The 21,267-nt window shown below is 69.3% G+C and carries 22 protein-coding genes and 1 pseudogene; 12 read left to right on the top strand and 11 right to left on the bottom strand.

Annotated features, from left to right (window positions below; genetic code table 11):
• Positions 1–383 precede the first annotated feature (383 nt).
• Positions 384–1,049 (top strand): DUF4360 domain-containing protein, encoded by a 666-nt coding sequence (locus tag ACFWI9_RS01990; protein ID WP_387158343.1) that lies wholly within the window; start codon positions 384–386, stop codon positions 1,047–1,049.
• A 320-nt stretch (positions 1,050–1,369) separates the two neighbouring features.
• Here the strand turns inward: ACFWI9_RS01990 and ACFWI9_RS01985 are convergent, their stop codons facing one another.
• On the bottom strand, positions 1,370–2,377 hold the full coding sequence (locus ACFWI9_RS01985) for a WD40 repeat domain-containing protein (protein WP_387158341.1): 1,008 nt from the start codon (positions 2,375–2,377) through the stop codon (positions 1,370–1,372).
• A 69-nt stretch (positions 2,378–2,446) separates the two neighbouring features.
• Between ACFWI9_RS01985 and ACFWI9_RS01980 the strand changes: the two genes are divergently transcribed.
• Positions 2,447–3,163 carry a GDSL-type esterase/lipase family protein gene (locus ACFWI9_RS01980; RefSeq protein ID WP_387158339.1) on the top strand — a complete coding sequence of 239 codons (717 nt, stop codon included), beginning with the start codon at positions 2,447–2,449 and terminating at the stop codon, positions 3,161–3,163.
• On the opposite strand, the gene ACFWI9_RS01975 is transcribed toward ACFWI9_RS01980, so the two are convergent.
• Complete coding sequence (locus ACFWI9_RS01975; RefSeq protein WP_387158338.1) at positions 3,115–3,405, bottom strand: DUF2087 domain-containing protein; 291 nt, start codon at positions 3,403–3,405, stop codon at positions 3,115–3,117. The genes ACFWI9_RS01980 and ACFWI9_RS01975 overlap by 49 nt on opposite strands.
• Positions 3,406–3,543: 138 nt before the next feature.
• Between ACFWI9_RS01975 and ACFWI9_RS01970 the strand changes: the two genes are divergently transcribed.
• The 4 genes from ACFWI9_RS01970 (at position 3,544) to ACFWI9_RS01955 (ending at position 7,699) form a co-directional block, all read left to right on the top strand.
• On the top strand, positions 3,544–3,765 hold the full coding sequence (locus tag ACFWI9_RS01970; RefSeq protein WP_387158336.1) for an antitoxin: 222 nt from the start codon (positions 3,544–3,546) through the stop codon (positions 3,763–3,765).
• 82 nt (positions 3,766–3,847) lie between these two features.
• On the top strand, positions 3,848–4,288 hold the full coding sequence (locus tag ACFWI9_RS01965) for a CBS domain-containing protein (protein WP_387158335.1): 441 nt from the start codon (positions 3,848–3,850) through the stop codon (positions 4,286–4,288).
• Between the two features lie 553 nt (positions 4,289–4,841).
• On the top strand, positions 4,842–6,158 hold the full coding sequence (locus tag ACFWI9_RS01960; protein WP_387158333.1) for a hypothetical protein: 1,317 nt from the start codon (positions 4,842–4,844) through the stop codon (positions 6,156–6,158).
• On the top strand, positions 6,155–7,699 hold the full coding sequence (locus ACFWI9_RS01955; RefSeq protein ID WP_387158332.1) for a PQQ-binding-like beta-propeller repeat protein: 1,545 nt from the start codon (positions 6,155–6,157) through the stop codon (positions 7,697–7,699). Before ACFWI9_RS01960 ends, ACFWI9_RS01955 begins: the two co-directional genes overlap by 4 nt.
• A gap of 53 nt (positions 7,700–7,752) precedes the next feature.
• Here ACFWI9_RS01955 and ACFWI9_RS01950 read toward each other — a convergent pair whose 3' ends face one another.
• The 3 genes and pseudogenes from ACFWI9_RS01950 to ACFWI9_RS01940 all read right to left on the bottom strand — a co-directional run.
• Positions 7,753–8,460, bottom strand: a complete 708-nt coding sequence (locus ACFWI9_RS01950) for a class F sortase (protein WP_387158330.1) — start codon at positions 8,458–8,460, stop codon at positions 7,753–7,755.
• A gap of 128 nt (positions 8,461–8,588) precedes the next feature.
• Positions 8,589–9,848: a hypothetical protein gene (locus ACFWI9_RS01945; protein ID WP_387158328.1), complete on the bottom strand. Its 1,260-nt coding sequence runs from the start codon at positions 9,846–9,848 to the stop codon at positions 8,589–8,591.
• A 421-nt stretch (positions 9,849–10,269) separates the two neighbouring features.
• Positions 10,270–10,362, bottom strand: a pseudogene (locus ACFWI9_RS01940) (carboxymuconolactone decarboxylase family protein); the annotation flags it as partial.
• A gap of 321 nt (positions 10,363–10,683) precedes the next feature.
• On the opposite strand from ACFWI9_RS01940, the gene ACFWI9_RS01935 reads away from it, so the two are divergent.
• Positions 10,684–11,673, top strand: a complete 990-nt coding sequence (locus tag ACFWI9_RS01935; protein ID WP_387158326.1) for an aldo/keto reductase — start codon at positions 10,684–10,686, stop codon at positions 11,671–11,673.
• A 255-nt stretch (positions 11,674–11,928) separates the two neighbouring features.
• On the opposite strand, the gene thpR is transcribed toward ACFWI9_RS01935, so the two are convergent.
• Together thpR and ACFWI9_RS01925 are read right to left on the bottom strand one after the other, a co-directional pair.
• A complete protein-coding gene (thpR, locus tag ACFWI9_RS01930; protein WP_387158324.1) occupies positions 11,929–12,498 on the bottom strand; it encodes an RNA 2',3'-cyclic phosphodiesterase in 570 nt (189 codons plus the stop codon).
• A 48-nt stretch (positions 12,499–12,546) separates the two neighbouring features.
• The gene (locus ACFWI9_RS01925; protein ID WP_387158322.1) at positions 12,547–13,164 is read right to left on the bottom strand and encodes a DUF2867 domain-containing protein; all 618 of its coding nucleotides are present in this window, start codon (positions 13,162–13,164) and stop codon (positions 12,547–12,549) included.
• Between the two features lie 125 nt (positions 13,165–13,289).
• Between ACFWI9_RS01925 and ACFWI9_RS01920 the strand changes: the two genes are divergently transcribed.
• Entirely contained in the window at positions 13,290–13,847 is a 558-nt protein-coding gene (locus ACFWI9_RS01920) for a TetR/AcrR family transcriptional regulator (protein WP_387158321.1), read from the top strand.
• A 65-nt stretch (positions 13,848–13,912) separates the two neighbouring features.
• Here the strand turns inward: ACFWI9_RS01920 and murQ are convergent, their stop codons facing one another.
• Together murQ and ACFWI9_RS01910 are read right to left on the bottom strand one after the other, a co-directional pair.
• On the bottom strand, positions 13,913–14,869 hold the full coding sequence (gene murQ, locus ACFWI9_RS01915) for an N-acetylmuramic acid 6-phosphate etherase (protein ID WP_387158319.1): 957 nt from the start codon (positions 14,867–14,869) through the stop codon (positions 13,913–13,915).
• A 53-nt stretch (positions 14,870–14,922) separates the two neighbouring features.
• Entirely contained in the window at positions 14,923–15,870 is a 948-nt protein-coding gene (locus ACFWI9_RS01910) for a MurR/RpiR family transcriptional regulator (RefSeq protein WP_387158317.1), read from the bottom strand.
• A 78-nt stretch (positions 15,871–15,948) separates the two neighbouring features.
• Here ACFWI9_RS01910 and ACFWI9_RS01905 point away from each other — a divergent pair, with 78 nt between their 5' ends.
• On the top strand, positions 15,949–16,305 hold the full coding sequence (locus ACFWI9_RS01905; RefSeq protein WP_387158315.1) for a hypothetical protein: 357 nt from the start codon (positions 15,949–15,951) through the stop codon (positions 16,303–16,305).
• Positions 16,302–16,589: a DUF4031 domain-containing protein gene (locus tag ACFWI9_RS01900; protein WP_387158313.1), complete on the top strand. Its 288-nt coding sequence runs from the start codon at positions 16,302–16,304 to the stop codon at positions 16,587–16,589. The genes ACFWI9_RS01905 and ACFWI9_RS01900 overlap by 4 nt, the downstream gene beginning before the upstream one ends.
• A 16-nt stretch (positions 16,590–16,605) precedes the next feature.
• Here ACFWI9_RS01900 and ACFWI9_RS01895 read toward each other — a convergent pair whose 3' ends face one another.
• Positions 16,606–17,253, bottom strand: a complete 648-nt coding sequence (locus ACFWI9_RS01895) for a hypothetical protein (RefSeq protein ID WP_387158311.1) — start codon at positions 17,251–17,253, stop codon at positions 16,606–16,608.
• Between the two features lie 176 nt (positions 17,254–17,429).
• Between ACFWI9_RS01895 and ACFWI9_RS01890 the strand changes: the two genes are divergently transcribed.
• Together ACFWI9_RS01890 and ACFWI9_RS01885 are read left to right on the top strand one after the other, a co-directional pair.
• On the top strand, positions 17,430–17,810 hold the full coding sequence (locus tag ACFWI9_RS01890) for a DUF6479 family protein (RefSeq protein ID WP_387158309.1): 381 nt from the start codon (positions 17,430–17,432) through the stop codon (positions 17,808–17,810).
• 28 nt (positions 17,811–17,838) lie between these two features.
• Positions 17,839–18,537, top strand: coding sequence for a copper homeostasis protein CutC (locus ACFWI9_RS01885; protein ID WP_387158308.1), 699 nt, complete (start codon positions 17,839–17,841; stop codon positions 18,535–18,537).
• A 167-nt stretch (positions 18,538–18,704) separates the two neighbouring features.
• On the opposite strand, the gene ACFWI9_RS01880 is transcribed toward ACFWI9_RS01885, so the two are convergent.
• Positions 18,705–20,765, bottom strand: a complete 2,061-nt coding sequence (locus tag ACFWI9_RS01880) for a HelD family protein (protein ID WP_387158306.1) — start codon at positions 20,763–20,765, stop codon at positions 18,705–18,707.
• Positions 20,766–21,267: the final 502 nt, after the last annotated feature.

The raw sequence follows: 21,267 nt of genomic DNA, 5'->3' as shown, positions 1-21,267 counted from the left end.
TGCGGGCGGGCTGCCACAACTAAAGCGATACGCGGTTGGAACGCGCGCCGCGGCCCGGGCCACCCCCGCCGCGGGCCGGCCAACCCCGGCGGGCCCCTCGTCCGCGTTCCGGCGCATCCACGCGTGGGCGGGAGTGCCGGGTACGTGTACGTAGCGTGTAGGCCGTGTGTGCGTACGGCTGATATCCGCCCTATCGGGCGCCGCGCAGCCTCCCTACGATCGGCAGCGATCCGACGCGGGGAGACACACGCGTCAGGGGATCGGCTGGACCCCCCACGGTTCACCGGGTGCACCGGGTGCCTCGCAACCGGACCACGTACACCGCACGCACCACGTGCACCACTGAAAGGCCACCGACCACCATCACGATCGGAGTGCTCAGCATGCCTCGTGCCTTACGCACCGGCGCCGCCGTCACGGCGGTAATCGCCTCCACACTCGTCGCCGGCAACGCCGGCACCGCGAGCGCGTCGAGTTCCACCATCGTCGCGCCCCCGGACAAGATCGTCATCGAGATCGCCACAGTGAACGGATCAGGTTGCAAGGAGGGGACCGCGGCGGTCGCGGTCTCCCCGGACAACACCGCGTTCACCGTGACCTACAGCGACTACCTGGCCAAGGTCGGAGGCAACGCCGACCCCACCGACTTCCGCAAGAACTGCCAGCTCAACCTGATCGTCCACGTCCCGTCGGGCTTCACCTACGCCGTCGCCAGCGCGGACTATCGCGGCTACGCCAGCCTCCAGCGCGGCGCCAGCGCGATCCAGAAGGCCTCGTACTACTTCCAGGGTTCGCCGGACACGGCGGCCAGGAACCATCTCTTCGCCGGACCGTACGACGACAACTGGCAGGCCACCGACACCACCGAGTGGGGACAGCTCGTCTGGGCACCCTGCGGTGTGAAGCGCAACTTCAACATCAACACCGAACTCCGGGTGAGGGCCGGCACATCCAACCCGTCGCAGGTCAGCTTTATGACGATGGACTCGACGGACGGCGAGATCAACACCGTCTACCGGCTGGCGTGGAAGGAGTGCCCGGAGCCCTGACCCGCGGGCCTGGCCGCCTTGACCGCGCCTGACTGGGCCTGACCCGAGCTAGTGCCGCACACCACAACACCGCGCCATGACCCGACGGCGCGACGGCCCGACACCGAAGGGACGTCGCAGCCATGGCGCGGGCCCGAAGTCCGCCCGGTCGGAACGTCTCTCCGCGCTTCCGACCGGGCGCCACGGGACATCGGCCTGACGAGGCGTCATATAACGGCGGCACGACGGCGACGGGCGTCGGCACGGTGCGGCATCCGCGCGCCCCCAGAGCGTGAACACCCCCAGCCGCCAAGGCGAATTCCAGAGGGGCTGCTCCACGCCTACCGGCCGCCCCGCCGCCTGGCCCGCACTGCGAACACCACCACCGCCACCGCGACCAGCAGACCAGCCGGCACGGCCACTTGCTTCCCGCTCATGTCACCGGCGCCGCCCGTACCGGAGGCACCGCCGTTCGCGGAACCCTGCGCCGAGCCGGCCGCCCCACCGTCGCCATCGCCGCCCTTGCCTGGAAGCTCCCGGCGGACGACATCGCTCTGCTCCCCCTCCGTGCCGAACATCAGCGCCCTGCCGTCGGACGTGTACGTCACCGACTCGGACTGCCCTTGCAGCGGAGCGCTCACCGCGTGGTCGGCGCCGAGCCGGCCACCGGTCCAGGCATAGCCGCGAGCGCTGAAGTAGGAGCGCAGCACCAACTCCTCGCCATCCGGCGAGAACGCGCCGTCCGTTACCCACGGCACCTCGCCGATCCTGCGGAAGACGTTCGTACCGCTGGACGCCAGCCGCTCGGGCCCCTCGTACAGCCCTCCCCCGCCCTCCCTCTTGCTGGCGATGTAGACCCGTCCCGTCTTCGGATGGACCATCAGCGCCTCGGCGTCGCGCGGCCCGTCGGCGTACCGCACGGTGTACTGCGTGGCGCGGACGGTGGCGTCCTTCAGCTCACGCGGCTCGGGGAAGCGGTAGATCCAGACGTGGTCCCAGCTTCCGCCCAGGTTGTCGCCGATGTCGCCGACGTAGACATCGCCGTCCGGGCCGACGGAGATCGCCTCCATGTCGCGGGGCTTGCCGACGCCCTTGAGGGTGATGGTGGCGACGGTCTCACCGGTCTTCGAGTCGACGGCGAAGACCCGGGGCTCGTCCTGGTCGTTGTGTGTCCAGTAGACGCCCGGGTGGGCGCGGCTCGCGGCGAGGCCGCTGGACTCGGTGATCCGGGGGTCCTTGATCGTGAAATCCTCCCCGCCGTCGGCAGCGGCGGCAACCGCGGGCATGGCGACGCTGCCGACCATCAGCAAGGCAGCGGCGGTGATCACAGTCCTACGCAACGAACGCATGACCCAAGTGTCCATCGTCACGTCACCGGCCAGGACCGCACCCCGCGGGGGTCGGCGATGATAGGGCCCATGCGTTTCATGTTCGTCGGTGACTCCATGACCATCGGCCGCGCCGGCGACTACACCTGGCGCTATCGGATGTGGCAGCACCTCAACCGGTCGTTCGGCGGCCCGTACAAGATCGTCGGCCCGCGCTGCGAGCTGTACGACGCCATGGCCGACGCCGCCGTTTCCACGGACTACGCCGACCCGGACTTCCCCGCCCACGCCCGCCGCCATCTGGCCGGCTGGGGCAAGGGATGGCTGCACATGGCCCCGCTGATCGGGGACGCGGTGCGCACGGCCCGTGCGGATGTGCTGCTGGTCTCACTGGGCCTGATAGACCTCGGCTTCTACACGAACAGCGACCAGACGGCGGACAACGTCCAGGCGTTCGTCACCGCTGCCCGCAGCGCGAACCCGCATGTCAGAGCCGTACTGCTGCCCGTCATCCCCAACGTCCGGGCACTGGCGGACGCGCCGTTCGCCGACGAGTGCGAGCGTTTCAACGAGCTGCTCGCCAAGACCGTGGCCGACCTGGACACCGACACCGCCCCGCTGCTGCTGGCCTCCACACCAGCCGCGTACGACATCCACACCGACACGTACGACGGGACCCACCCGGGCCCTTCGGGCGAGCACAAGCTGGCGGCCGCCTTCGCCGACGCGATGCACCAGGCGTGGGATGTCGGCGGTCCCTACTCGGCCGCCGCCGAGTCCTGGGAAGCGTCGGCGACACGGCGGTAGCTGCTGCCGTCCCTGGTACGGGCCAGCAGCCCGGCGACGACCAGATAGCGGCGCAGCGCGGCGGCGTCTTCGTGCACCGTGCGCAGTGCGTCGTTGATCTCGGACTCGGTGTAGTCGCGGTCCGTCTCGAAGAGGGTGCGGGCGAGATGCGTGAGCAGTTGCTCACGGCGAGCGGGCCTGCGGGGGATGGTGGTGAGCCGGCCATGTGAGAAGAGCGCGGCCACGTCGCTGCCGGAAGACATGGCGGAAGCCTCCAGCACGGCCGACAGGCGCGGCAACGGGTTTTCGTCACTGCGGCACGGGTCGCGAAGGTGCGGACGGCTGGGCGGGGGGAGACCCTGGAGGGCGGGGGCACATCCAAGACCCCAGGGAGGTCGTCCATGTCCATGATGGACAAGATCAAGCAGATGCTGAAGGGCCATGAGCACCACGCATCGCAGGGCATCGACAAGGCCGGCGACATGGCGGACGAACGGACCCAGGGCAAGTACAGCAGGCATGTCGACACCGCCCAGGACAAGCTCAAGCAGCAGCTCGGCGACCAGCCGGGGCAGATGGGCCAGCCGGGACAGACAGGCCAGGACCGGCCCCCGCAGCCCTGACCACAGCTCACAGGCTCACCGGCTCACCCGCTCACCGGCTTCAGAGGCACGGAAGGGCACGGAAGGGCACGGAAAGGGAACCATGACCCGGAACACCCAGCTCACCGCACGCGACATCATGACCAGCGGCGTCCAGTGCATCGGCGCGCACCAGTCCCTGCTCGACGCGTCGCGGATGATGCGCGACCTGAACGTCGGCTGTCTGCCCATCTGCGGTGACAACAACAGGCTCACCGGCCTGATCACCGACCGCGACATCGTCATCCAGTGCTGCGCCGAGGGCATCGACCCCGCGACCGTCCAGGCGGGCTCCCTCGCTGGGGAACTCCACTGGATCGACGCGGGCGCAGGCGCTGACGAGGCGCTCACGATGATGGAGCAGCACCTGATCAAGCGCCTTCCGGTGATCGACGTCGCGCATGGCCACCAGCTCGTCGGCATGATCACGGAAGCGAATCTGGCGAAGAACCTGACAGACGCGCAGATCGCGGAGTTCGCGACCCGCGTGTACGCGAACATCTGACATCCGGCACCCTCAGGGCGGCGCTCCGGTACGTCGACGTCAACCACGTCCACGTCCGGGTGCCGCCCTGACCCGTGCCGTTCAGGGGCGGAAATCCTCACTGCTCGACGCCTTCGCCGGGCGACTGGACAGGGAACTCACACTTTCTCCACAGAAGTGCCATAGAGCTGGATGTGGCTCTGTCCACCGAGGTCTTAGAGTCTTACGAGACGCAGGGGGAAGGTGCGGCGGGCACTTTGAGTGCCGCTCAGTGCGCTGGCACACCGGCCCGTTGAAGCCCTGGGGGAGCCGCGCGTCATTCAACACGCGTGGCCGGGACCGGTCATGTCCCTCATCTGAGACCACGCGAGAGGTAGCCATGTCCTTTTCACCGCCGCCAGGGGGGCCGGGAAACACCGCCCAGTCCGGGCCGCCGCCACAGCAGCCGCAGTGGTACCCGCCACCACCGCCCCATCAGCAGCAGTGGTACCCCACTCCGCCGCCACCACCTGACAACTCCCGTGGGGGCAAAGGACTGAAGCGTGCCGTCATAGGGCTCCTCGTCCTGGGACTGGTGGCTGTCGTCGGGGTCTTCGGGCTGTTCCTCTACGAGGCCACCGGCGGTGGCGCGCTGCCCGGCAGCAGCGACGGCGGCGGCGGCGAAGAGCAGCAGATCCTGAGTTCGGCTGAGATCAGCACACTGCTCAACGGCCGTACGAGCGCCCTGAAGGGCGGGAACGAAGAGGAGTTCCTGAAGCCGTTCACCGGTAAGGCGAAGGACGAGCAGCGCAAGATCTTCAAGAACCTGCGGAAGCTCAGCTTCACCGAGAGCAAGTACATGGTCCTCCAGCAGACCGGCGACGGCACGGACGAGTACGGCTCCGACGTGCGGATCACACTGGATGTCGCCTTCGTCCACCAGATCGAGGGTATCGACGTCCGGCCGGTCTCCGAGTGGTACCGGTGGACGGTCGAAAAGGAATCCGAGTCCGCCGAGCCGCGCATCAGCGAGGTGGGCGGGTCGCCGGACGCGAGCGCCGTGGGGGCCGACTCGGTCTACTACCCGGCGCCTTGGGACCTGTACGAGGACATGTACGTCAAGCGCCAGACGCGCACCTTGGTCATATCGGACAAGAAGTACGCGGCTGACGCGAGCCGTTTCGCACCGTTCATCGAGGCCGGCGCCGAGAAGGACATGAAGGTGTGGAGCTCCCAGGCGGGGGCGGTACCCAACACCCCGGAGGGCTACCTCCTCGTCCTCGAACCGAACCGCAAGACCTACGCGCACCTGTACAACAACGGCAAGCATGACTTGGGGAACGACGCCGGTCAGAGCGTGCCCATGCCCGCGTTCAACACCGCGGCCGGTGAGAAGAAGGACCGGCTCCAGTACGGCGGCGCGCGCATCAAGATGGACACCTCTACGAGCCGGTTCACCGGAGCCGATTGGCGTGCGGGCGTCGCGGACATCTCCAGGCACGAGATCGCGCACGCCATGATCCAGCCGCAGGACCCGGGCGCGTACGGCAGCAACGAGGAAACGAGCATCCGTGGATGGGTGGTCGAGGGATTCGCCGAGTACATGTCCATGCGGGCCGACCCGGCCGGGGGTATCGCGAGCGCGCGCCGTGATCTGGCGGACGAGAACTTCGACGGCGAACTGCCGGGCCAGGACCTGCAGGTGGGGTCGATGAGTGCGAACTACGCCCTCAGCTATCTGGCCATGCGCTTCATCGCGGAGAAGGACGGCGAGGAGGCACTCTTCGCGTTTGCCGTAGACCACTACAGGCACCCCCAGAACCTCGACGCGCAGTTGCGGACTGCCGTCGGGATGAACGAGAGCGAATTCGAGAACGCCTGGGCCCAGTACGTCAGGAGCAACATCCGATGAGCAACAACGGAGCCGTGCCGGGGAACAATCCCTACGGGCAGCAACCTCCGCAGCCTCCCTCACAGGGGTACGGCCATCCGCAGCACAGCCAGGTCCCACCGCAGGGATACGGCTACCCCCAGGGCGGGCAGGCCCCTCCGGTCCCACCGCAGGGATACGGATACCCCCAGCACGGGCAGGCCCCTCCGATCCCACCGCAGGGATACGGCTACCAGCAGCAGTTCCCCGGGGCGCCCGTACCTCCGGCGCAGCCACGGAAGAAGCGGACCGGGCTGATCGTGCTGCTGGTGCTGGCGCTTCTCCTGCTCGGTGGGGCCGGCGGCGGTGCATGGTATGTGATGGCGAACGCCGCCACCGAGCCGTTGTGGACCGTGCCGGCGAAGGGCGGGTGGGGACTGGGTGAGACCGAGGTGGACGGCACCTGGTTCACCGAGAAGTCCGTGGTCCAGACGCTGTCCGGTGGTGTGAAGGCGTATGACCTCGACACCGGCAAGAGTCTGTGGGCCACACCGCTACCGGGCGCGGGAAATAGGGCATGTGTCGCCCCGTCGGTCTCCGATGGCGGGATCGGCGTCGTCGCGTACGGCGCGTCGACGAACGGCCCCGGAGGGCATTGCGACCATGTGGCCGCGTTCGACCTCAACACCGGCAAGGTGCTGTGGCACCGGGCGTTCAAGGTGAAGGACGAGTTCAAGACCGGTGGGAAACTGTCTCTGTCCCGTACCGGCGGGACCGTGGTCGTCTCCACCGACCAGGAGCAGGTCGCGCTGAAGGTGGCTGACGGCAGCCGCGCCTGGGATGTCCGCAAGGCGATACCGAGCAGTTGCGAGTCCGGCAAGTACACCGGCGGCAGGAATCTCGTCCGCACCATGCTCTGCCGTGAGGGAGACGCGTTCTCCGGGGGAAAGCTGTGGACCGAGGCGTCACTGGTCGATCCGGCCACCGGGAAGGCTGTCTGGACGAAGCGATTCGGCGATGGCGAGGCGGAGGGCGCCCTGACCACATCCCCTCTCGTTCTCAGCGGAACGAAGGGGACCTTCGCGGTGGACGAGAAGACCGGTGAACGGCGCGGCACCTTGCAGGACTTCGACAGGAAGTACTACTCCTTCTCGGACGACTTCGGCAGCCCGATGCGTCAGGTCGCCGGATTCGGGGACATCCTGCTCATGGGCGTCTCGGAACGAGACACACCCAAGGGCTCGCTGTACACCCTGGTCGCCTACGACCTGAACAGCGGCAAGGAGTTGTGGAAGGCACCGTCCGCGCCCACCATCACCTACATTCCGCTGCGGGAGACCGGCGGCAAACGTCTGCTGGCATGGACGTCCAAGGGTGCGGAGCGCCCGAAGCTGGTGGAGTTCGCACCCGGCGACGGCGCCATGACCACGGTTGCCGAGTATCCCGAGAAAGTGAACGTCAACATGGGCGTGGGCGCTTGGCCGTTCTGGCACAAGGACCGGCTCTACGTCACCTCGGTCGGCGCCGCCATGGCCTCCTCCGACGACTACGCCCTCGTGGTGCTTCCCACCACTGACTCCTGACGCGTCGTCCGCGTCCCGGCGCCCGGACTGCCCGCTGCGGCTGCCACCTGCCTTCAGGCCTTGCGCGAGGATTCGAGGTGGGCGAAAACCACCACGTTCTCCTTGTAGTCCTTGGCCTTGCGGTCGTACTGGCCCCCGCAGGTGATCAGCCGCAGCTGGGCGCTCTGGGCGTCGTTGTAGACGCGGGCGCTGGGGAACTTCGCCTTGCTGAACGACTCCACCGAATCGACCTTGAACGTGGCGATCTTGCCGTCAGCGCGGGTCACCTCGACCTTGCTGCCCTTCTTGAGCGCCTTGAGGTTCACGAACACCGCCGGGCCCGTCTTCGTGTCGAAGTGGCCCGCGACGATAGCCGTGCCGCGTTCGCCTGGTGTGGCACCGCCGTTGTACCAGCCCACGAGGTTCTTGTCGTTGGCTGGTGGGGCGTTGAGCTGGCCCGAAGCCGCGAGCGTCAACGGGGTGAAGGGCGCGTTCACGGAAATGGCGGGGATCGTGATCCGCTGGGGGACGGAACGCTTCATCGCCGGGCCAGGGCCTGCGGGCGGGCTGGCCATGAGGGGGTTGGGGCCGATGAGGCTGGGGGTGACCACCACCACGGTCGGGGACGGCTGGAGTTGAAGCGTGGCCGCGTCGAAGGAGCCGTAGACGAGGAGCGCGCCCGCACCCACGGTGGCGGCGGGCCACAGCAGGGCCTGCCGAAGAGAAGTGAGTGACCCGATGAATGACGGGGCCGGCTCATCGGACGGCTGCCGGAAAGTCATGTGTCTGCCTTTCTGCGCTGTGAACCGGCCTGGCGGGGAGGGGCAGGGAACGTCTGCGCCGCGGCCACCCTCCGGAATCCGGACGGTGGCCGCGACAACGCGGCGAAACGGCTGGAGGGATAGCCGTATCAGGCGCGGGCACCACCGGAGGCGTTGCGGCGACGCAGCTTGTACACAGCAGCGCCGACACCGCCGAGCATCAGGATCGAACCGGCAGCCAGGGCACTGCCGTTCGAGGCGAGGCCACCACCACCGGTCTTGACGCCACCGTCAGGCTTGTCGCCGTTGTCGTAGCTGCCCTTGTCACCGTTGTCGTAGCTGCCCTTGTCGCCCTTGTCACCGTTGTCGTAGCTGCCCTTGTCGCCCTTGTCGCCGTTGTCGTAGCTGCCCTTGTCCCCCTTGTCGCCCTTGTCGGAACCACCCTTGTCGTGGTCGCCCTTGTCGCCCTTGTCCCAGTCCTTGTCACCCTTCTCCCAGTCGTCGCTGTTCACGACGCCGTTGAGGGCACCACCACCAGCCTTGACGCCACCATCAGGCTTGTCGCCCTTGTCGTAGTCGTCCTTGCTGTAGTCGTCCTTGCTGTAGTCGTCCTTGCTGTAGTCGTCCTTGTCACCCTTGTCGTGACCACCCTTGTCGTGACCACCCTTGTCGTGACCACCCTTGTCGTGACCACCCTTGTCGTGGCCGCCCTTGTCCCAGTCCTTCTTGTCGTGGCCACCCTTGTCGTGGTCACCCTTGTCGTGGTCGCCCTTGTCCCAGTCGCCTTCGGCTACGACACCAGCGAGAGCGCCACCACCGGTCTTGACGCCACCCTCGGGCTTGTCGCCCTTGTCGTAGTCGTCCTTGCTGTAGTCGTCCTTGCTGTAGTCATCCTTCGAGTAGTCGTCCTTGGAGCCCTTGTCGCCCTTGGAGCCCTTCTCGTAGCCACCCTTGTCGTGACCACCCTTGTCGTGGCCGCCCTTGTCCCAGTCCTTCTTGCCGTGGCCTTCCTTGTGGCTCCAGTCCTTCTTGTCGTGACCACCCTTGTCGTAGTCGTCCTTCGAGTAGTCGTCCTTGCTGTAGTCGTCCTTGCTGTAGTCGTCCTTGCCGTAGTCGTCCTTGCCGTAGTCGTCCTTGCCGTAGTCGTCCTTCGAGTAGTCGGACTTTCCTTCGCTGCCCTTGCCGTACTCGTCCTTGGAGGAGTCGTCCTTGGAGTAGTCGTCCTTCGAGTAGTCGGACTTGGAGTAGTCGTCCTTCTCGTAGTCGTCGCCGTAGTCGCCGTCGCGGCTGGAAGCAGAGCCGGCGGCACCACGGTCGTCAGCGACGGCGATGGCATAGGCGGCAGGAGCGGTGACCGACAGGACCGCGGTGACCGCGGCCGAAATCCACAGGGTGCGGGCAGAGCGCATGGATCCATTCCTTTCGCCGCGACTGCGACGGCCGACACATCATCAGCTCATCGATTCGCAGCAGCGACTGCCTTCACCGTCAGCCGGATTCCGGGGACGCACCATTCGAGAACGCCGCATTCGAGCTACCCCATGGGCTTTTCGGGTGGCGATCGGGCCGATAATCACCCATTGGACGGCCCCCCGAACCGCGCCCCCGCCCCCGGACCGACGGGCACGCGTTGCCTCCGGAAGCCGCAGCCGGCCTCACGCATCCCCGGCAGAGGCCCGCGAAGCCCGGAACACCGGGGAAATGCCCGGCAATACCCAGCCCGCTCTGCTGGCGCCTACGCCTAGCACGTCGGCTGGTGTGACCTGACGCTGCGACGGAACCCCGGCGTGTCGCTGTTCGTCGGCGTGTCGCGGGGCCCGTGCCGCGGAGTCAGCCCGCGAGCCCCGCACCTGTCAGACGGTTCGCGTACGTGGACATCGTGTACGCCCCGATGCCGAGCACGACCTCCAGGGCATTGCGCTTCGAGAAGCCGCACGCTACGCCGAGCGTGCCGACGACCCCGCTGACGCCCGCCGCAAGACCATCCGGCTCACCGCGCACGGCACGGACGCCCTGCGCAGGTCGGCAGCGGTCTTCGACGAGTTGCGCGCCGAGTGGGCCGAAAACCTTGGCGCAAGGCAACTGGATCAGCTCGAGGAAGCTCTACGGGCGGTCGTGGCGGCGGATTCGTTCCGGCTCGACGCCGCGAGCTGGTTCGGAGGCGCGTGAGACACGGCTGGTTCGAAGCGGCGATCAGGCGAGCGCCCTTGCCCTGAGCGGACCTCACGCAGTTGGCTTGGGCCCATGAAGTACACGCAGCTCGGACGCACGGGACTCAAGGTCAGCCGACTCGTCCTCGGCACGATGAACTTCGGACCGCAGACCGACGAGGCGGACAGCCATACGATCATGGATGCCGCGCTCGACGCGGGCATCAACTTCTTCGACACCGCCAACGCCTACGGTTGGGGCGCGAACAAGGGCCGTACCGAGAAGATCATCGGCAACTGGTTCGCCAAGGGCGGCGACCGCCGGGACAAGGTCGTACTCGCCACCAAGGTCTACGCCAACATGGGTGGGGACGGCCCCGCCTGGCCCAACCACGACAAGCTCTCGGCGCTCAACATCCGGCGCGCCGTGGATGCCAGCCTCAAGCGCCTCCAGACGGACTACATCGACCTGTACCAGTTCCACCACGTCGACCGGGACACCCCGGTCGAGGAGATCTGGCAGGCCATCGACGTACTGATCAAGCAGGGCAAGATCCTCTACGCGGGCTCGTCCAACTTCCCCGGGTGGAAGATCGCCCAGGCCAACGAGACGGCCACCCGGCTTGGCATGGTCGGGCTGGTCAGCGAGCAGTGCCTGTACAACCTCGCCGAGCGGCGGGCCGAGATGGAGATCGTCCCCGCCGCCCGGGAGTACGGCCTCGGGGTCATTCCCTGGTCGCCGCTGCACGGCGGGCTGCTCGGTGGTGTGATCAAGAAGGAGGCCGCGGGCGGGCGCCGCTCCGAGGGGCGCTCCGCGGCTTCGCTCGCCGACACGTCCGTACGGGAGAAGGTGCAGGCGTACGAGGACCTGCTGGACAAGCACGGGCTGGCGCCGGGCGAGGTGGCTCTGGCCTGGCTGCTCACCCGTCCGGGCGTGACCGGGCCGATCGTCGGGCCGCGCACGGTGGAGCAGGTGGCCTCGGCGCTGCGGGCGGTCGAGCTGGAGCTGAGTGAGGATCTGCTGGGCGAGCTGGACGGGATCTTCCCGGGGCCGGGGCCCTCGCCGGAAGCCTTCGCCTGGTAGCGGGTTGCGGGTAATGGGCACCGGAAGCCGGTAGCGGGAGCCGGGAGCCCTGGTCGGTACCCGGAACCCGGAACCGGCAGCCGCGTTCGGTCGTCAGCCTCAGTCAGCGGCCGAGCGCGGCTGCCACCGCCACGATCGCGAACATCAGCACGAGCACACCGGCCATGATCCGGTTCCTGGTCTTCGGGTCCACTCTTCGAGCGTAACCGGCGCGCCGGAGTGGTCGGCCCACGGGTCCCGATCGGAGCGCCCCGCTCAGCCGCCGGCGCCCAGCGGCCAGCTGTCGAGGACCTCGTAACGGGGCTGGGCGCCGGGGTCACCGCCGCCCGGCAGATTGCTCCGGATCAGCAGCAGTTCGGACACGGTCCACAGCCCCCCTTCAAAACCGCGCAGCTCGTCCACGTACGGCACGAGATCCACGTCCGCACGTGCGCGGGCAATGGTCAGATGGGCGTGGTAGCGGCGGTGCTCCTCCATCGCCACGCCCGCTCGCCGGGCCGCGGCGTCCGCGCGTTCGGCCAGCATGCGCATGCCGTCGATGTCGCCCGCCGCACCGATCCAGAGAGTCCGCCGGCCGAAGTGACCACCCCCGTGCAGCCGCAGCGGGAACGCATCGCTGCGGTGCGCGGCGCGGCGGAGCCGCTCTCTCAGATCGGGCAGCAGCGACTCGTCGACCTCCCCCATGAAGGCCAGGGTGAAGTGCCAGCCCGGACGCGCCGTCCAGCGCAGTCCATCGGAGCCGGGCAGGGCGTGCAGAGGGTCGACGGCATGGCCGAGTTCGCTGATGGCTTCCGCGGGCGGCACCAGGCCGGCGAAGAGTCTCATACGGCGAGTCTGGCAGCCTCGCCGCAGCGAAGTGGACCCTTTATCCGCCTATCCGCGTCGTCCGGCGACCCGTTCGGCGGCGCCCGCCTGCCACTCCCGTCCTATCGCCCGCATCAGCGCCGGATAGACGCCCACGTACCGGAACGGTTTGATGCACACCATGTACACGGCGCCGAAGATCCCGTTCGGCTTCACCAGCACGGTCATCTGCCCCCGGTAGCCGCCCTTCCGGGTCTCGTCCGGCACCCAGCCGATGTGCATCACCCCGTGCACGGTGCGGTTGGCCATCTCCGACACCCACTCGTCGTGCAGCTGGAAGACGGAGGTGAACGGTACGGACTCGGCGTCAGGCCCCCGGGGCACCTCGCGCAGGTCGGCCGGCAAGCGGTCGCGCAGCGTCAGCACCCGGGACCCTAGGCCGTCGCGCTCCTTGTCCCAGCCGAGCACCCTGCCCAGCCACCAGCGGATCGCGAACAGCGCGCGGTACACAGGGGAGGGGATGGTCGTCTTGTCGTTCGGGCCGGTGGTGATCTGGCGCACCAGGTGGTGGAGGTCGTCGGGACCACCGGGTGTCAGCAGCGCCCAGACGTCCTCGACGTGGAAGTCCCCGGCGATCTCGTGGATACGCCACGGGCGGGAGGTGTGCGCGGTCTTGGGGAGTCTCATGGGTGTGCCCCTGTCCCTGTCCATACGATCTATACGATGCCGTACAGACAGCCAACCTAGACCGCTTGTACGGCACCGTCTATACGGAACCGTATAAGTGATGTCCGACGTGAGGGGAACCACACATGGCCCTGGCCCGCACACCTCGCGGCAAGTGGATCGAGGAGGGACTGCGGGCGCTCTCCGAAGGTGGCCCGGAGGCCGTCCGGATCGAGCTGCTCGCGCAGTCGCTCGGCGTCAGCAAGGGCGGCTTCTACGGCTACTTCCGCAACCGCGCCGCGCTGCTCGGCGAAATACTCGACACCTGGGAACGCGAGGTCACCGAGATGGTGATCGAGCGGATCGAGAGCGGCGGCGGTGACGCCAGGGCCAAGCTGGACCGGCTGTTCACCCTCGTGGGCACCGCCGAGAACCCCATGTACGCCGCCACCGCCGAGCTCGCCATCCGCGACTGGGCACGGCGCGACGACGCGGTGGCGGAGCGGCTGCGGCGTGTGGACAACCGCCGTATGGAGTACATGCGTTCGCTGTACCGGTCCATCTGCCCGGACGAGTACGAGGCGGAGGCGCGCTGTCTGATCACCTTCTCGCTCCGAATCGGCGAACACTTCATCGCCGCCGACCACGGCACACTCGACCGCGCCCAGGTGTTGGAGCTGACCAGGAGGTGGCTGCTGAGGTAACCGCCCGTTCCGGGCAACCGCGGCTGCGCCTACTCCAGGCACCCGCTCCGGCAGCCCGCCTCGTATCAGTCCCGCAGGGCTGCCCGCAGATGGCCGTTCGCCTTGTCGAGACGCGCCGTGGCCGTCGGAGCGTCCACGTCCGCGAGGAGCATGAGGATCGCCGTCTTCACGTCACCGTCCGCCGCCGTCAGCGCCGTCTCGACGGCCGCGTCCGGCGCGCCCGTCGCCAGTGAGATGATCCGGCGCGAGCGTGCGCGCAGCTTGGTGTTGGTGGCACGGACATCGACCATCAGGTTTCCGTAGGTCTTGCCCAGGCGGATCATGGTGATGGTCGACAGCATGTTGAGCACGAGCTTCTGTGCCGTACCCGCCTTCAAACGCGTGGACCCGGTGAGAAGTTCGGGGCCCACCACGACCTCGATACCGTGCTCGGCGGCTGCGGCGAGCGCGCTGCCGGAGTTGCAGGACAGACCGATCGTCAGCGCCCCGGCGGCACGGGCGTGCTCGACCGCGCCCATGGCGTACGGGGTGCGACCGGAGGCCGAGATGCCGACCACCGTGTCATCAGCGCCGAGACCGATCTCCGCCAGGTCTCGCACCGCCAGCTCCGCCGAGTCCTCCGCGCCCTCGACGGCGTGCGTCAGCGCCTCGGCGCCGCCCGCGATCAGGCCGATGACCTCGTCGGGGCCGGTGTTGAAGGTCGGCGGGCACTCGCTCGCGTCCAGCACACCGAGCCGGCCTGCCGTGCCCGCGCCCGCGTAGACCAGCCGTCCGCCCCGGGCCATGCGCTCCGCCGTGGCGTCGATCGCGGCCACGATGGCGGGAAGCTGGGCGGCCACCGCGCTGGGAACGGACCGGTCGTCACCATTCATGATCCGGGCGATCTCAAACGTGGGCAGCCGGTCGATCTCGGCCAGCTCGGGGCGGTACGCCTCGGTGGTGAGCGTGGCGAGCTGTGCCCGGATCTGCTCGATGTCGTGCGCCAGTCCTTCTGCGTCCTCTGCGTCATACGGGGAAGTCATGGCTGGTCGGCTCCTTCGACTTCGGCAGACGGGAGTCCGTGCCGGAGGTGAGGTCAGCGGTCGCGGGGCGCGTTGGCGTGCGCGTGGCGGTGCGCCAGTGCCTCGTACGAGGCGGACAGCGCGGGCGCCGCCGTCTCGTAGGTGCGCTGAGCCACACCGATGAACAGACAGTCGACCACGAGCAGCTGACTTGTGCGCGATGACATCGCCGCCGGGCGCAGCTCGCTCTCCCGGGCCGTGGAGGTGGTCAGGATGTGGTCCGCGTACTGCGCGACCGGCCCGTCGGGGCGGCAGGTGATCGCGATGGTCGTGGCACCGTGGTCGAAAGCCACCCGCAACGGCTCGATGATGTCGCCGGTCGACCCGGAGTGGCTGATCGCCACGGCCACATCGCCGCCGCGCAGCTGCACGGCGTTGGTGACAGCCAGGTGCGGATCGCTGTGGGCGTGCGCGATCAGGCCGATCCGCAGCAGCTTCTGCGCGAGGTCCTGAGCGACCAGCCCGGACGCTCCGACACCGTAGACATCGACACGACGTGCACCGGCGAGCGCGCCGACGGCCGCGGCGAGCTGGGCGGTGTCGAGCCCGGCCGCGGTGTCCGCGAGGGTCTGCTGCTCGTCGTGCGCGAGTTTGGCGACGACATCGGCGAGCGGATCGTCCACGGCGATGTCCGCCGTGACGGCCGGGGCGCGGCCCGACTGCTGCTGGGCGGCGATACCGGCGAGAGCGAGCCGCAGATCGCGGTATCCGGGATAGCCGAGGAGCCGGGCGGTGCGGACGACGGTGGCCTCGCTGGTGCCGGTACGTGCGGCGAGTGCGGTGACCGTGAGAGCCGCGCAGCCGGCCGGGTCACCGGCGACGGCCTCTGCGACGGCCCGCATGGAACGGGTCATGGAAGCGGCGAGCGTACGCACCTTCGCCGCGAGCGCGGCGGGTGCGACCGGCACGACTGGCGAGGGCGTCGCCGGAGGCGGCGGGGCGTCGGTGAAGATTTCCTTCACATCACCTGTCACCATTGAAAGATATTTTCGGCGCCAGCGGCCCGTCAACCGCTTTGAGACCCGGGAGAGAATGGCGCCATGAACGACGTCGAACCGCTGGAGCAGGCGCTACACGCGGCGCGCGCCCTCGTGCTCGCCGACCTCGCGGCTCGCGATGTCGCCCATGCCGAAGTCGTCTCCTTGGTCGAGGAAGCGGTCACGCACCGGCGCTGGTGGGTGGAGCAGTGGCCGCAGGGAGCGGAGTACGTCGCCGGGCTGATAGCCCAGGACGTCCAGGAGTCGCTCCTGGAACAGTACGGGCGGTGGCCCCTGTGCCCCGTCTGCGCGTCGGGCGATCCGCACGCTCTGGACGTCGAACCGGAGCTCGGTCCCGACCCTCACTGGGTGTGCGGCAAGGCGGGCGTCACCGTCGCCCCGCTCGGCCGACTGCCGTGACGGTCTACATCGACCCGCCGAACTGGCCGGGGCACGGGCGCATGTGGTCGCACTTGGTCAGCGACGCGTCCTTCGATGAGCTGCACGCCTTCGCCGCGGCGATCGGCTGCCCGCCGCGCGCCTTCGAGCGCGACCACTACGACATTCCCGCGCACCGCTACACCGACGCGGTGCGGGCGGGCGCGGTGGAGATCGGCTCGAAGGAACTGGTACGCCGCCTCACACAGGCGGGACTGCGGCGGCGCAAGCACGGCAGCGGGCACGGCCGCGACCACGGCGGGTGAGCTGTTCCGGCCGGTGTCATCCCGCTCCCAGCAGCTCCAGCTCGGTCGCCAGATTGTGCCGGGCCGCCGCTTCCCACTCGCGTTCCCCGTAGGGCGTACGGAAGAGGCGGGGCAGTTCGAGCAGGTGCCGCAGCACATCCGCGCGGCCCGCGCGGAAGGCCTCGTCCGGGACGAAGCCGTACTCCTCGCGGACGGCGGCGGCGTAGGCGGCGTACGCATCCGGCGCTGACGCCAGGATCGCGAGGTCGGCGTCGCACAGGACCGCGCCATCGCGGTCGCCGTCCTGAGCGGCGTGGGTGACCGTGAGGCGGACCAGCCGGGCGACCTCGTCGGTGTCCCGCTGTGCCAGTCCGGCGTCGGGCAGGGCCTTCTCGGCGAGCCGGGCGCTGCGTTCCTCGTTCATGGAGCGCTCTGGGTCGTACACGGCGTCATGGAACCAGGCGGCGAGGCGTACGAGATCGGCGTTCTCCGCGTATTCGGCGAGTGTGTCGACATGGCCGAGCACGGCCGCCAGATGCTCGACGTTGTGGTACCGCCGCTGGGGCTCTGACCAGCGGCGGAGGAGATTGTCGGCATAGGGGTGCGGATCGGGGAGACAAGCGTCCTTAACGACAGCGAGCAGAGCGCGGCACCAGCGGGCGCGGAGATCCTGGAGGTCGGCCATGCCCCCATTCTCACGGCCCCTCCCCCCACCTCCCGCGGCGCCTTCCGCTCCGCCCTTCTCGCCCACTCCAGCCATATCAGACGATAATGGGCACATCGGGCGGCTAGGCGATGCTGCTGCCATTACTGCTGTTGCCGTTGCGCCGACGCGAAGGCCGGAGGCAGACCATGAACTCCATGACGACCACCGATCTGGCAGCCGCCTCGCAGCTGGCCGGGATCGGCCCCTTCATCATCGGACTCATCCTGATCGCGCTGCTCGCGGGTGCCATGTGGTACGAGGGGCGGCGCCGGGCCCAGCAGAAGGCGCCCCTCCCCGAGGAACAGCCGATCCGCCCGGATCACCCGACGCACATCGAGGAAGCCAGGGAGCCGGACGACGACTCCTTCCCCACGGACGGCGCGAACCTGCTGCCGTACAACATGAAGTCGTACAGCAGCCATGCCGCACCCACCGCCGAACCGGCGGCACAGCCCGCCGAGACCGCCGATGCCGCCAGGCCCGCCGAACCCCCCGAACGCGGCGACCCCGGCAAGTCCGCAGGTGGTTTCTCATAGACGGGGACACAGGGATACGGGGATACGCATGGGCAACCGCGCCCTCCTGGAAGTGATCGCCCTCGACGCTCTGGACGCGGTGGCGGCGGAGGCCGCCGGGGCGGACCGTATCGAGCTGGTCGCCGACATGGCGGCCGACGGGATCACACCCAGCCGCGGCACCTTCGCGTCGGTGCGCGCGGCGGTGGACATCCCGGTGCGGGTGATGCTGCGGCTCAGCGGACTGCTGACGGCCGGTGACGCCCAGGACGTGGAGGCACTGGTCCGCGCGGCGCGGGGGCTGCGGACCGCGGGTGCCGACGAATTCGTACTGGGCTTCCTGGACACCCGGGGCAATCCCGATCTGGTGACCATCGAACGGCTCGTCGCCGAGATCGAGGGCTGCCGGTGGACGTTCCACCGCGCGATCGACGGCGCGGTGGACCGTGACGCCTCGCGCAAGCACCTCGCGGAGCTCCCGGGACTCGACACGTTCCTCACCGCGGGCTCCCCGGCGGGCGTGGACGAGGGGCTGCCGGTGCTCCTCGCGGAGGCCGCCCGGCAGGGCCGGCCGGGCTACCAGGCGCGGATCATGGTGGGCGGCGGCCTGCGCCTCGAACACCTCCCCGCGCTGCGCACCGGGGGCCTCGACGCCTTCCACATCGGCAGCGCGGCCCGGCCGGGTGGCTGGGCCGCGCCGGTGGACCGGTCGGCCGTCCAGGCCTGGCGCGAGGCGCTGGACGGCTGACCGCGGCCACGCCGGCGGTCCCGGCCTCGTGCCCGGACTACCCGAACGGTCAGCGGACGCGCGCTCTCCACGCCTCACCCCGCCGCCTCACCCCGCCGCCGCCTCACCCCGCCGCCGCCTCAGCCCGCCGCCGCCTCACCCCGCCGCCGTCTCAGCCCGCCGCAGTCTCAGCCCGCGAGCTGTACCGGAAGCGGAGCCGCGTGCAGCACCACAAGCCCCGACACCGCACGCGTCAGCGCCACATAGAGGCGGCGCAGCCCGGTGCGTTCATCGGGTTCGCCGTCCACGATCGCCGCGGGCTCGTCCAGCACGACGTAGTCGTACTCCAAGCCCTTCGCGAGCGACGCCGGCACCAGCGTCAGCCGTGCGTCGGCCGTCGTCTCCTCGCCCGGCGACAGATACGGCATCCCGGCGTCCGCGAGCGCCGTCGCCAACTCCGGCAGGCGCGCGTCGGCGGCGATCAGCCCGATCGAGCCCTCATGGCGCAGCGCCGCCGCGCACGCGGCCACCACATCCGCCGTACCCGCCGACTCCCGGATCTCCAGGGACCCGGGCGACTCCCGCACCGAACGGACCTCGGCCAGCCCCGGGGACATGTGCGGCAGCAGCCGCGAGGCGTACGCGATCACCTCGCGCGGCACACGGAAGCCCGCCGTCAGCTCCTCCACCGCCGCCTCCGGCTTGCCGAGATGCGCGAGCGCCTCGGCCCAACTCCCGGTGGCCCAAGGCGTGGTCCCCTGCGCCAGGTCGCCGAGCACCGTCGCGGAACCGGTCGTACAGCGCCGCCCCACCGCCCGGTACTGCATCGGGGACAGGTCCTGCGCCTCGTCCAGGACGACATGCCCCAGCGAGTGGGTGCGCGCCACCAGGTCCGTCGCCTCGTCGATCAGCACGGCGTCGGCCAAGGACCACTTCGCGCTCCGGGCGGAGCGCGGCGGCTTCGTCCACAGGATGGTCTTCTGCTCGTCGGGAGTCAGCACACCGTCCGCGTGCGCGGCGAGGAAGTCCGGGTCCGAGAGCAGCCGCAGCAGCAGTTTCACCGGGTCGACGGCGGGCCAGATCTGCTTGACCACCGCCTTCACGGCCGCGCTGCGGGCCACCGCGTCCTGCACCCGGTCGTCGGGCGCCTCGCCAGCCTGCTCCATCCGTACGAGCACGGCGTGCGCGATGCGCTGCGGAAGGGCGTCGCGGGCGGCGCCGTAGCGGATGTCCCGCTCCAGCAGCTCCCGGACGATCTCCTCCACCTCATAGGCCGGGATACGCCAGCGGCGCGAGCCGCGCACCACCATCAGGGCCTCCGACGGCATCGCCACATGGGAGCGGACCGCCCTGCGCAGCACCTCGGCCATCCGGGCGTCGCCCTTGACGATCGCGGCGTCCGCACCGTCCTCGCCGCCCACGTCCACATGCGCGACGAGGTCCTCGACCGTGGCCTGCTCGACCTCAAGCTCGCCGAGTGCGGGCAGGACCTGCTCGATGTAGTGGAGGAAGGAGCGATTGGGCCCGATGACGAGGGTGCCGGTGCGGGCGAGCCGCTCCCGGTGCGCGTACAGCAGATACGCCACCCGGTGCAGTCCGACGGCGGTCTTCCCGGTGCCGGGCCCGCCCTGGACGCACACGGTGCCCGACAGTCCCGTCCGGACGATCTCGTCCTGCTCGGGCTGGATGGTGGCCACGATGTCCCGCATGGGCCCGACGCGCGGGCGCTCGATCTCCTGCTGGAGCAGTCGGCTGGTGCGCTCGCCTTCGTCCGGGTCGGTGAGGTGCTCGTCCTCGTACGCCGTGAGGTCGCCGCCCGTGTAGCCGAAGCGGCGGCGCAGGGCGACGCCCTGCGGGTCCTTCTTCGACGCCCGGTAGAACGGCTGGGACACCGGCGCACGCCAGTCGATCACCATCGGGTCGCCTTCGGCGTCATGGACATGTCGGCGCCCGATGTACAGCGTTGTCTCAGCCGCCTCCAGCGGGGACTGCCTCTCATGGGCGGTGTGCAGATAGTCGAGCCGCCCGAAGAACAGCGGGGTGTGGGCATGGTCAGCGAGCGCCTTGATGCGCTCCTCGATCTGGGCTCCGAGGACGGCGGCGTTGACCCAGTTCGCGGTGACATCACGGATGTCGAGTGACTGGACGTCCTCCCGCATGCGGGTGAGTGCGGTCCGGGAGGCGGCCAGATGGGCCTGCTCGCGGGAAAGAGGGTCGAGGACGGAATCGACGGAATCGTGCGCGGGCACGGGACTGCCTCCGGAGGCTGCGGCGAGGGTACGTGGCGTCTACAGCGGTACTGCGTGCTGTGAGGTATGCGCGGCCGGTTTCCGTCCGGACGGCGGCTCTCCGCGGAGGGAGGCGGGCAAGACGGGCGATTCTAGCCAGCTCCAGAGTGCGGGGCGAACGAATTACCCAATCCACGTCGCCATGATCAACCTCATGAGCCGACGCCTCACCCAGGAATCCACCCCGGACTGGCGCCGCCACCCGGCTTCGGCGCCCCGGAACGTCCGGTTGCCGCACCGTCTATCGGCGAGGGTGGTGGTCATTCGCCGACGGAGTCGGCCCACCGCGATCTCGTCCCGGGGCGCGGACGCGCTGTCGTTTCACGCGGTGCGGCGAGAAAGGGCAGGTCTCTGTTGCATTCGCGCATCACGATCAGGATCTCGATCGGATATGCCGATACGGTGCTCGCCAATACCGGCCGCGCTTCCGCTGGGGCGGGGGGGACGGCGCTGCGCGCCGTCC

This window comes from Streptomyces sp. NPDC127084, from assembly GCF_042724175.1.
Taxonomy (GTDB): Bacteria; Actinomycetota; Actinomycetes; order Streptomycetales; family Streptomycetaceae; genus Streptomyces.
The sequence above is the reverse complement of the archived record's forward strand: the minus strand, read 5'-3'. Positions and strand labels throughout refer to the sequence as shown.

What these genes read in the sequence shown, in the direction of transcription:
- ACFWI9_RS01895 (WP_387158311.1), bottom strand. Translation starts at nt 17,253, where the DNA reads ATGGCCGACCTCCAGGATCTCCGCGCCCGCTGGTGCCGCGCTCTGCTC.
- ACFWI9_RS01890 (WP_387158309.1), top strand. Translation starts at nt 17,430, where the DNA reads ATGACGACCACCGATCTGGCAGCCGCCTCGCAGCTGGCCGGGATCGGC.
- ACFWI9_RS01885 (WP_387158308.1), top strand. Translation starts at nt 17,839, where the DNA reads ATGGGCAACCGCGCCCTCCTGGAAGTGATCGCCCTCGACGCTCTGGAC.
- ACFWI9_RS01965 (WP_387158335.1), top strand. Translation starts at nt 3,848, where the DNA reads ATGACCCGGAACACCCAGCTCACCGCACGCGACATCATGACCAGCGGC.
- ACFWI9_RS01935 (WP_387158326.1), top strand. Translation starts at nt 10,684, where the DNA reads ATGAAGTACACGCAGCTCGGACGCACGGGACTCAAGGTCAGCCGACTC.
- ACFWI9_RS01985 (WP_387158341.1), bottom strand. Translation starts at nt 2,377, where the DNA reads ATGCGTTCGTTGCGTAGGACTGTGATCACCGCCGCTGCCTTGCTGATG.
- ACFWI9_RS01905 (WP_387158315.1), top strand. Translation starts at nt 15,949, where the DNA reads ATGAACGACGTCGAACCGCTGGAGCAGGCGCTACACGCGGCGCGCGCC.
- ACFWI9_RS01920 (WP_387158321.1), top strand. Translation starts at nt 13,290, where the DNA reads ATGGCCCTGGCCCGCACACCTCGCGGCAAGTGGATCGAGGAGGGACTG.
- thpR (WP_387158324.1), bottom strand. Translation starts at nt 12,498, where the DNA reads ATGAGACTCTTCGCCGGCCTGGTGCCGCCCGCGGAAGCCATCAGCGAA.
- ACFWI9_RS01955 (WP_387158332.1), top strand. Translation starts at nt 6,155, where the DNA reads ATGAGCAACAACGGAGCCGTGCCGGGGAACAATCCCTACGGGCAGCAA.
- murQ (WP_387158319.1), bottom strand. Translation starts at nt 14,869, where the DNA reads ATGACTTCCCCGTATGACGCAGAGGACGCAGAAGGACTGGCGCACGAC.
- ACFWI9_RS01990 (WP_387158343.1), top strand. Translation starts at nt 384, where the DNA reads ATGCCTCGTGCCTTACGCACCGGCGCCGCCGTCACGGCGGTAATCGCC.
- ACFWI9_RS01970 (WP_387158336.1), top strand. Translation starts at nt 3,544, where the DNA reads ATGTCCATGATGGACAAGATCAAGCAGATGCTGAAGGGCCATGAGCAC.
- ACFWI9_RS01950 (WP_387158330.1), bottom strand. Translation starts at nt 8,460, where the DNA reads ATGACTTTCCGGCAGCCGTCCGATGAGCCGGCCCCGTCATTCATCGGG.
- ACFWI9_RS01945 (WP_387158328.1), bottom strand. Translation starts at nt 9,848, where the DNA reads ATGCGCTCTGCCCGCACCCTGTGGATTTCGGCCGCGGTCACCGCGGTC.
- ACFWI9_RS01975 (WP_387158338.1), bottom strand. Translation starts at nt 3,405, where the DNA reads ATGTCTTCCGGCAGCGACGTGGCCGCGCTCTTCTCACATGGCCGGCTC.
- ACFWI9_RS01925 (WP_387158322.1), bottom strand. Translation starts at nt 13,164, where the DNA reads ATGAGACTCCCCAAGACCGCGCACACCTCCCGCCCGTGGCGTATCCAC.
- ACFWI9_RS01980 (WP_387158339.1), top strand. Translation starts at nt 2,447, where the DNA reads ATGCGTTTCATGTTCGTCGGTGACTCCATGACCATCGGCCGCGCCGGC.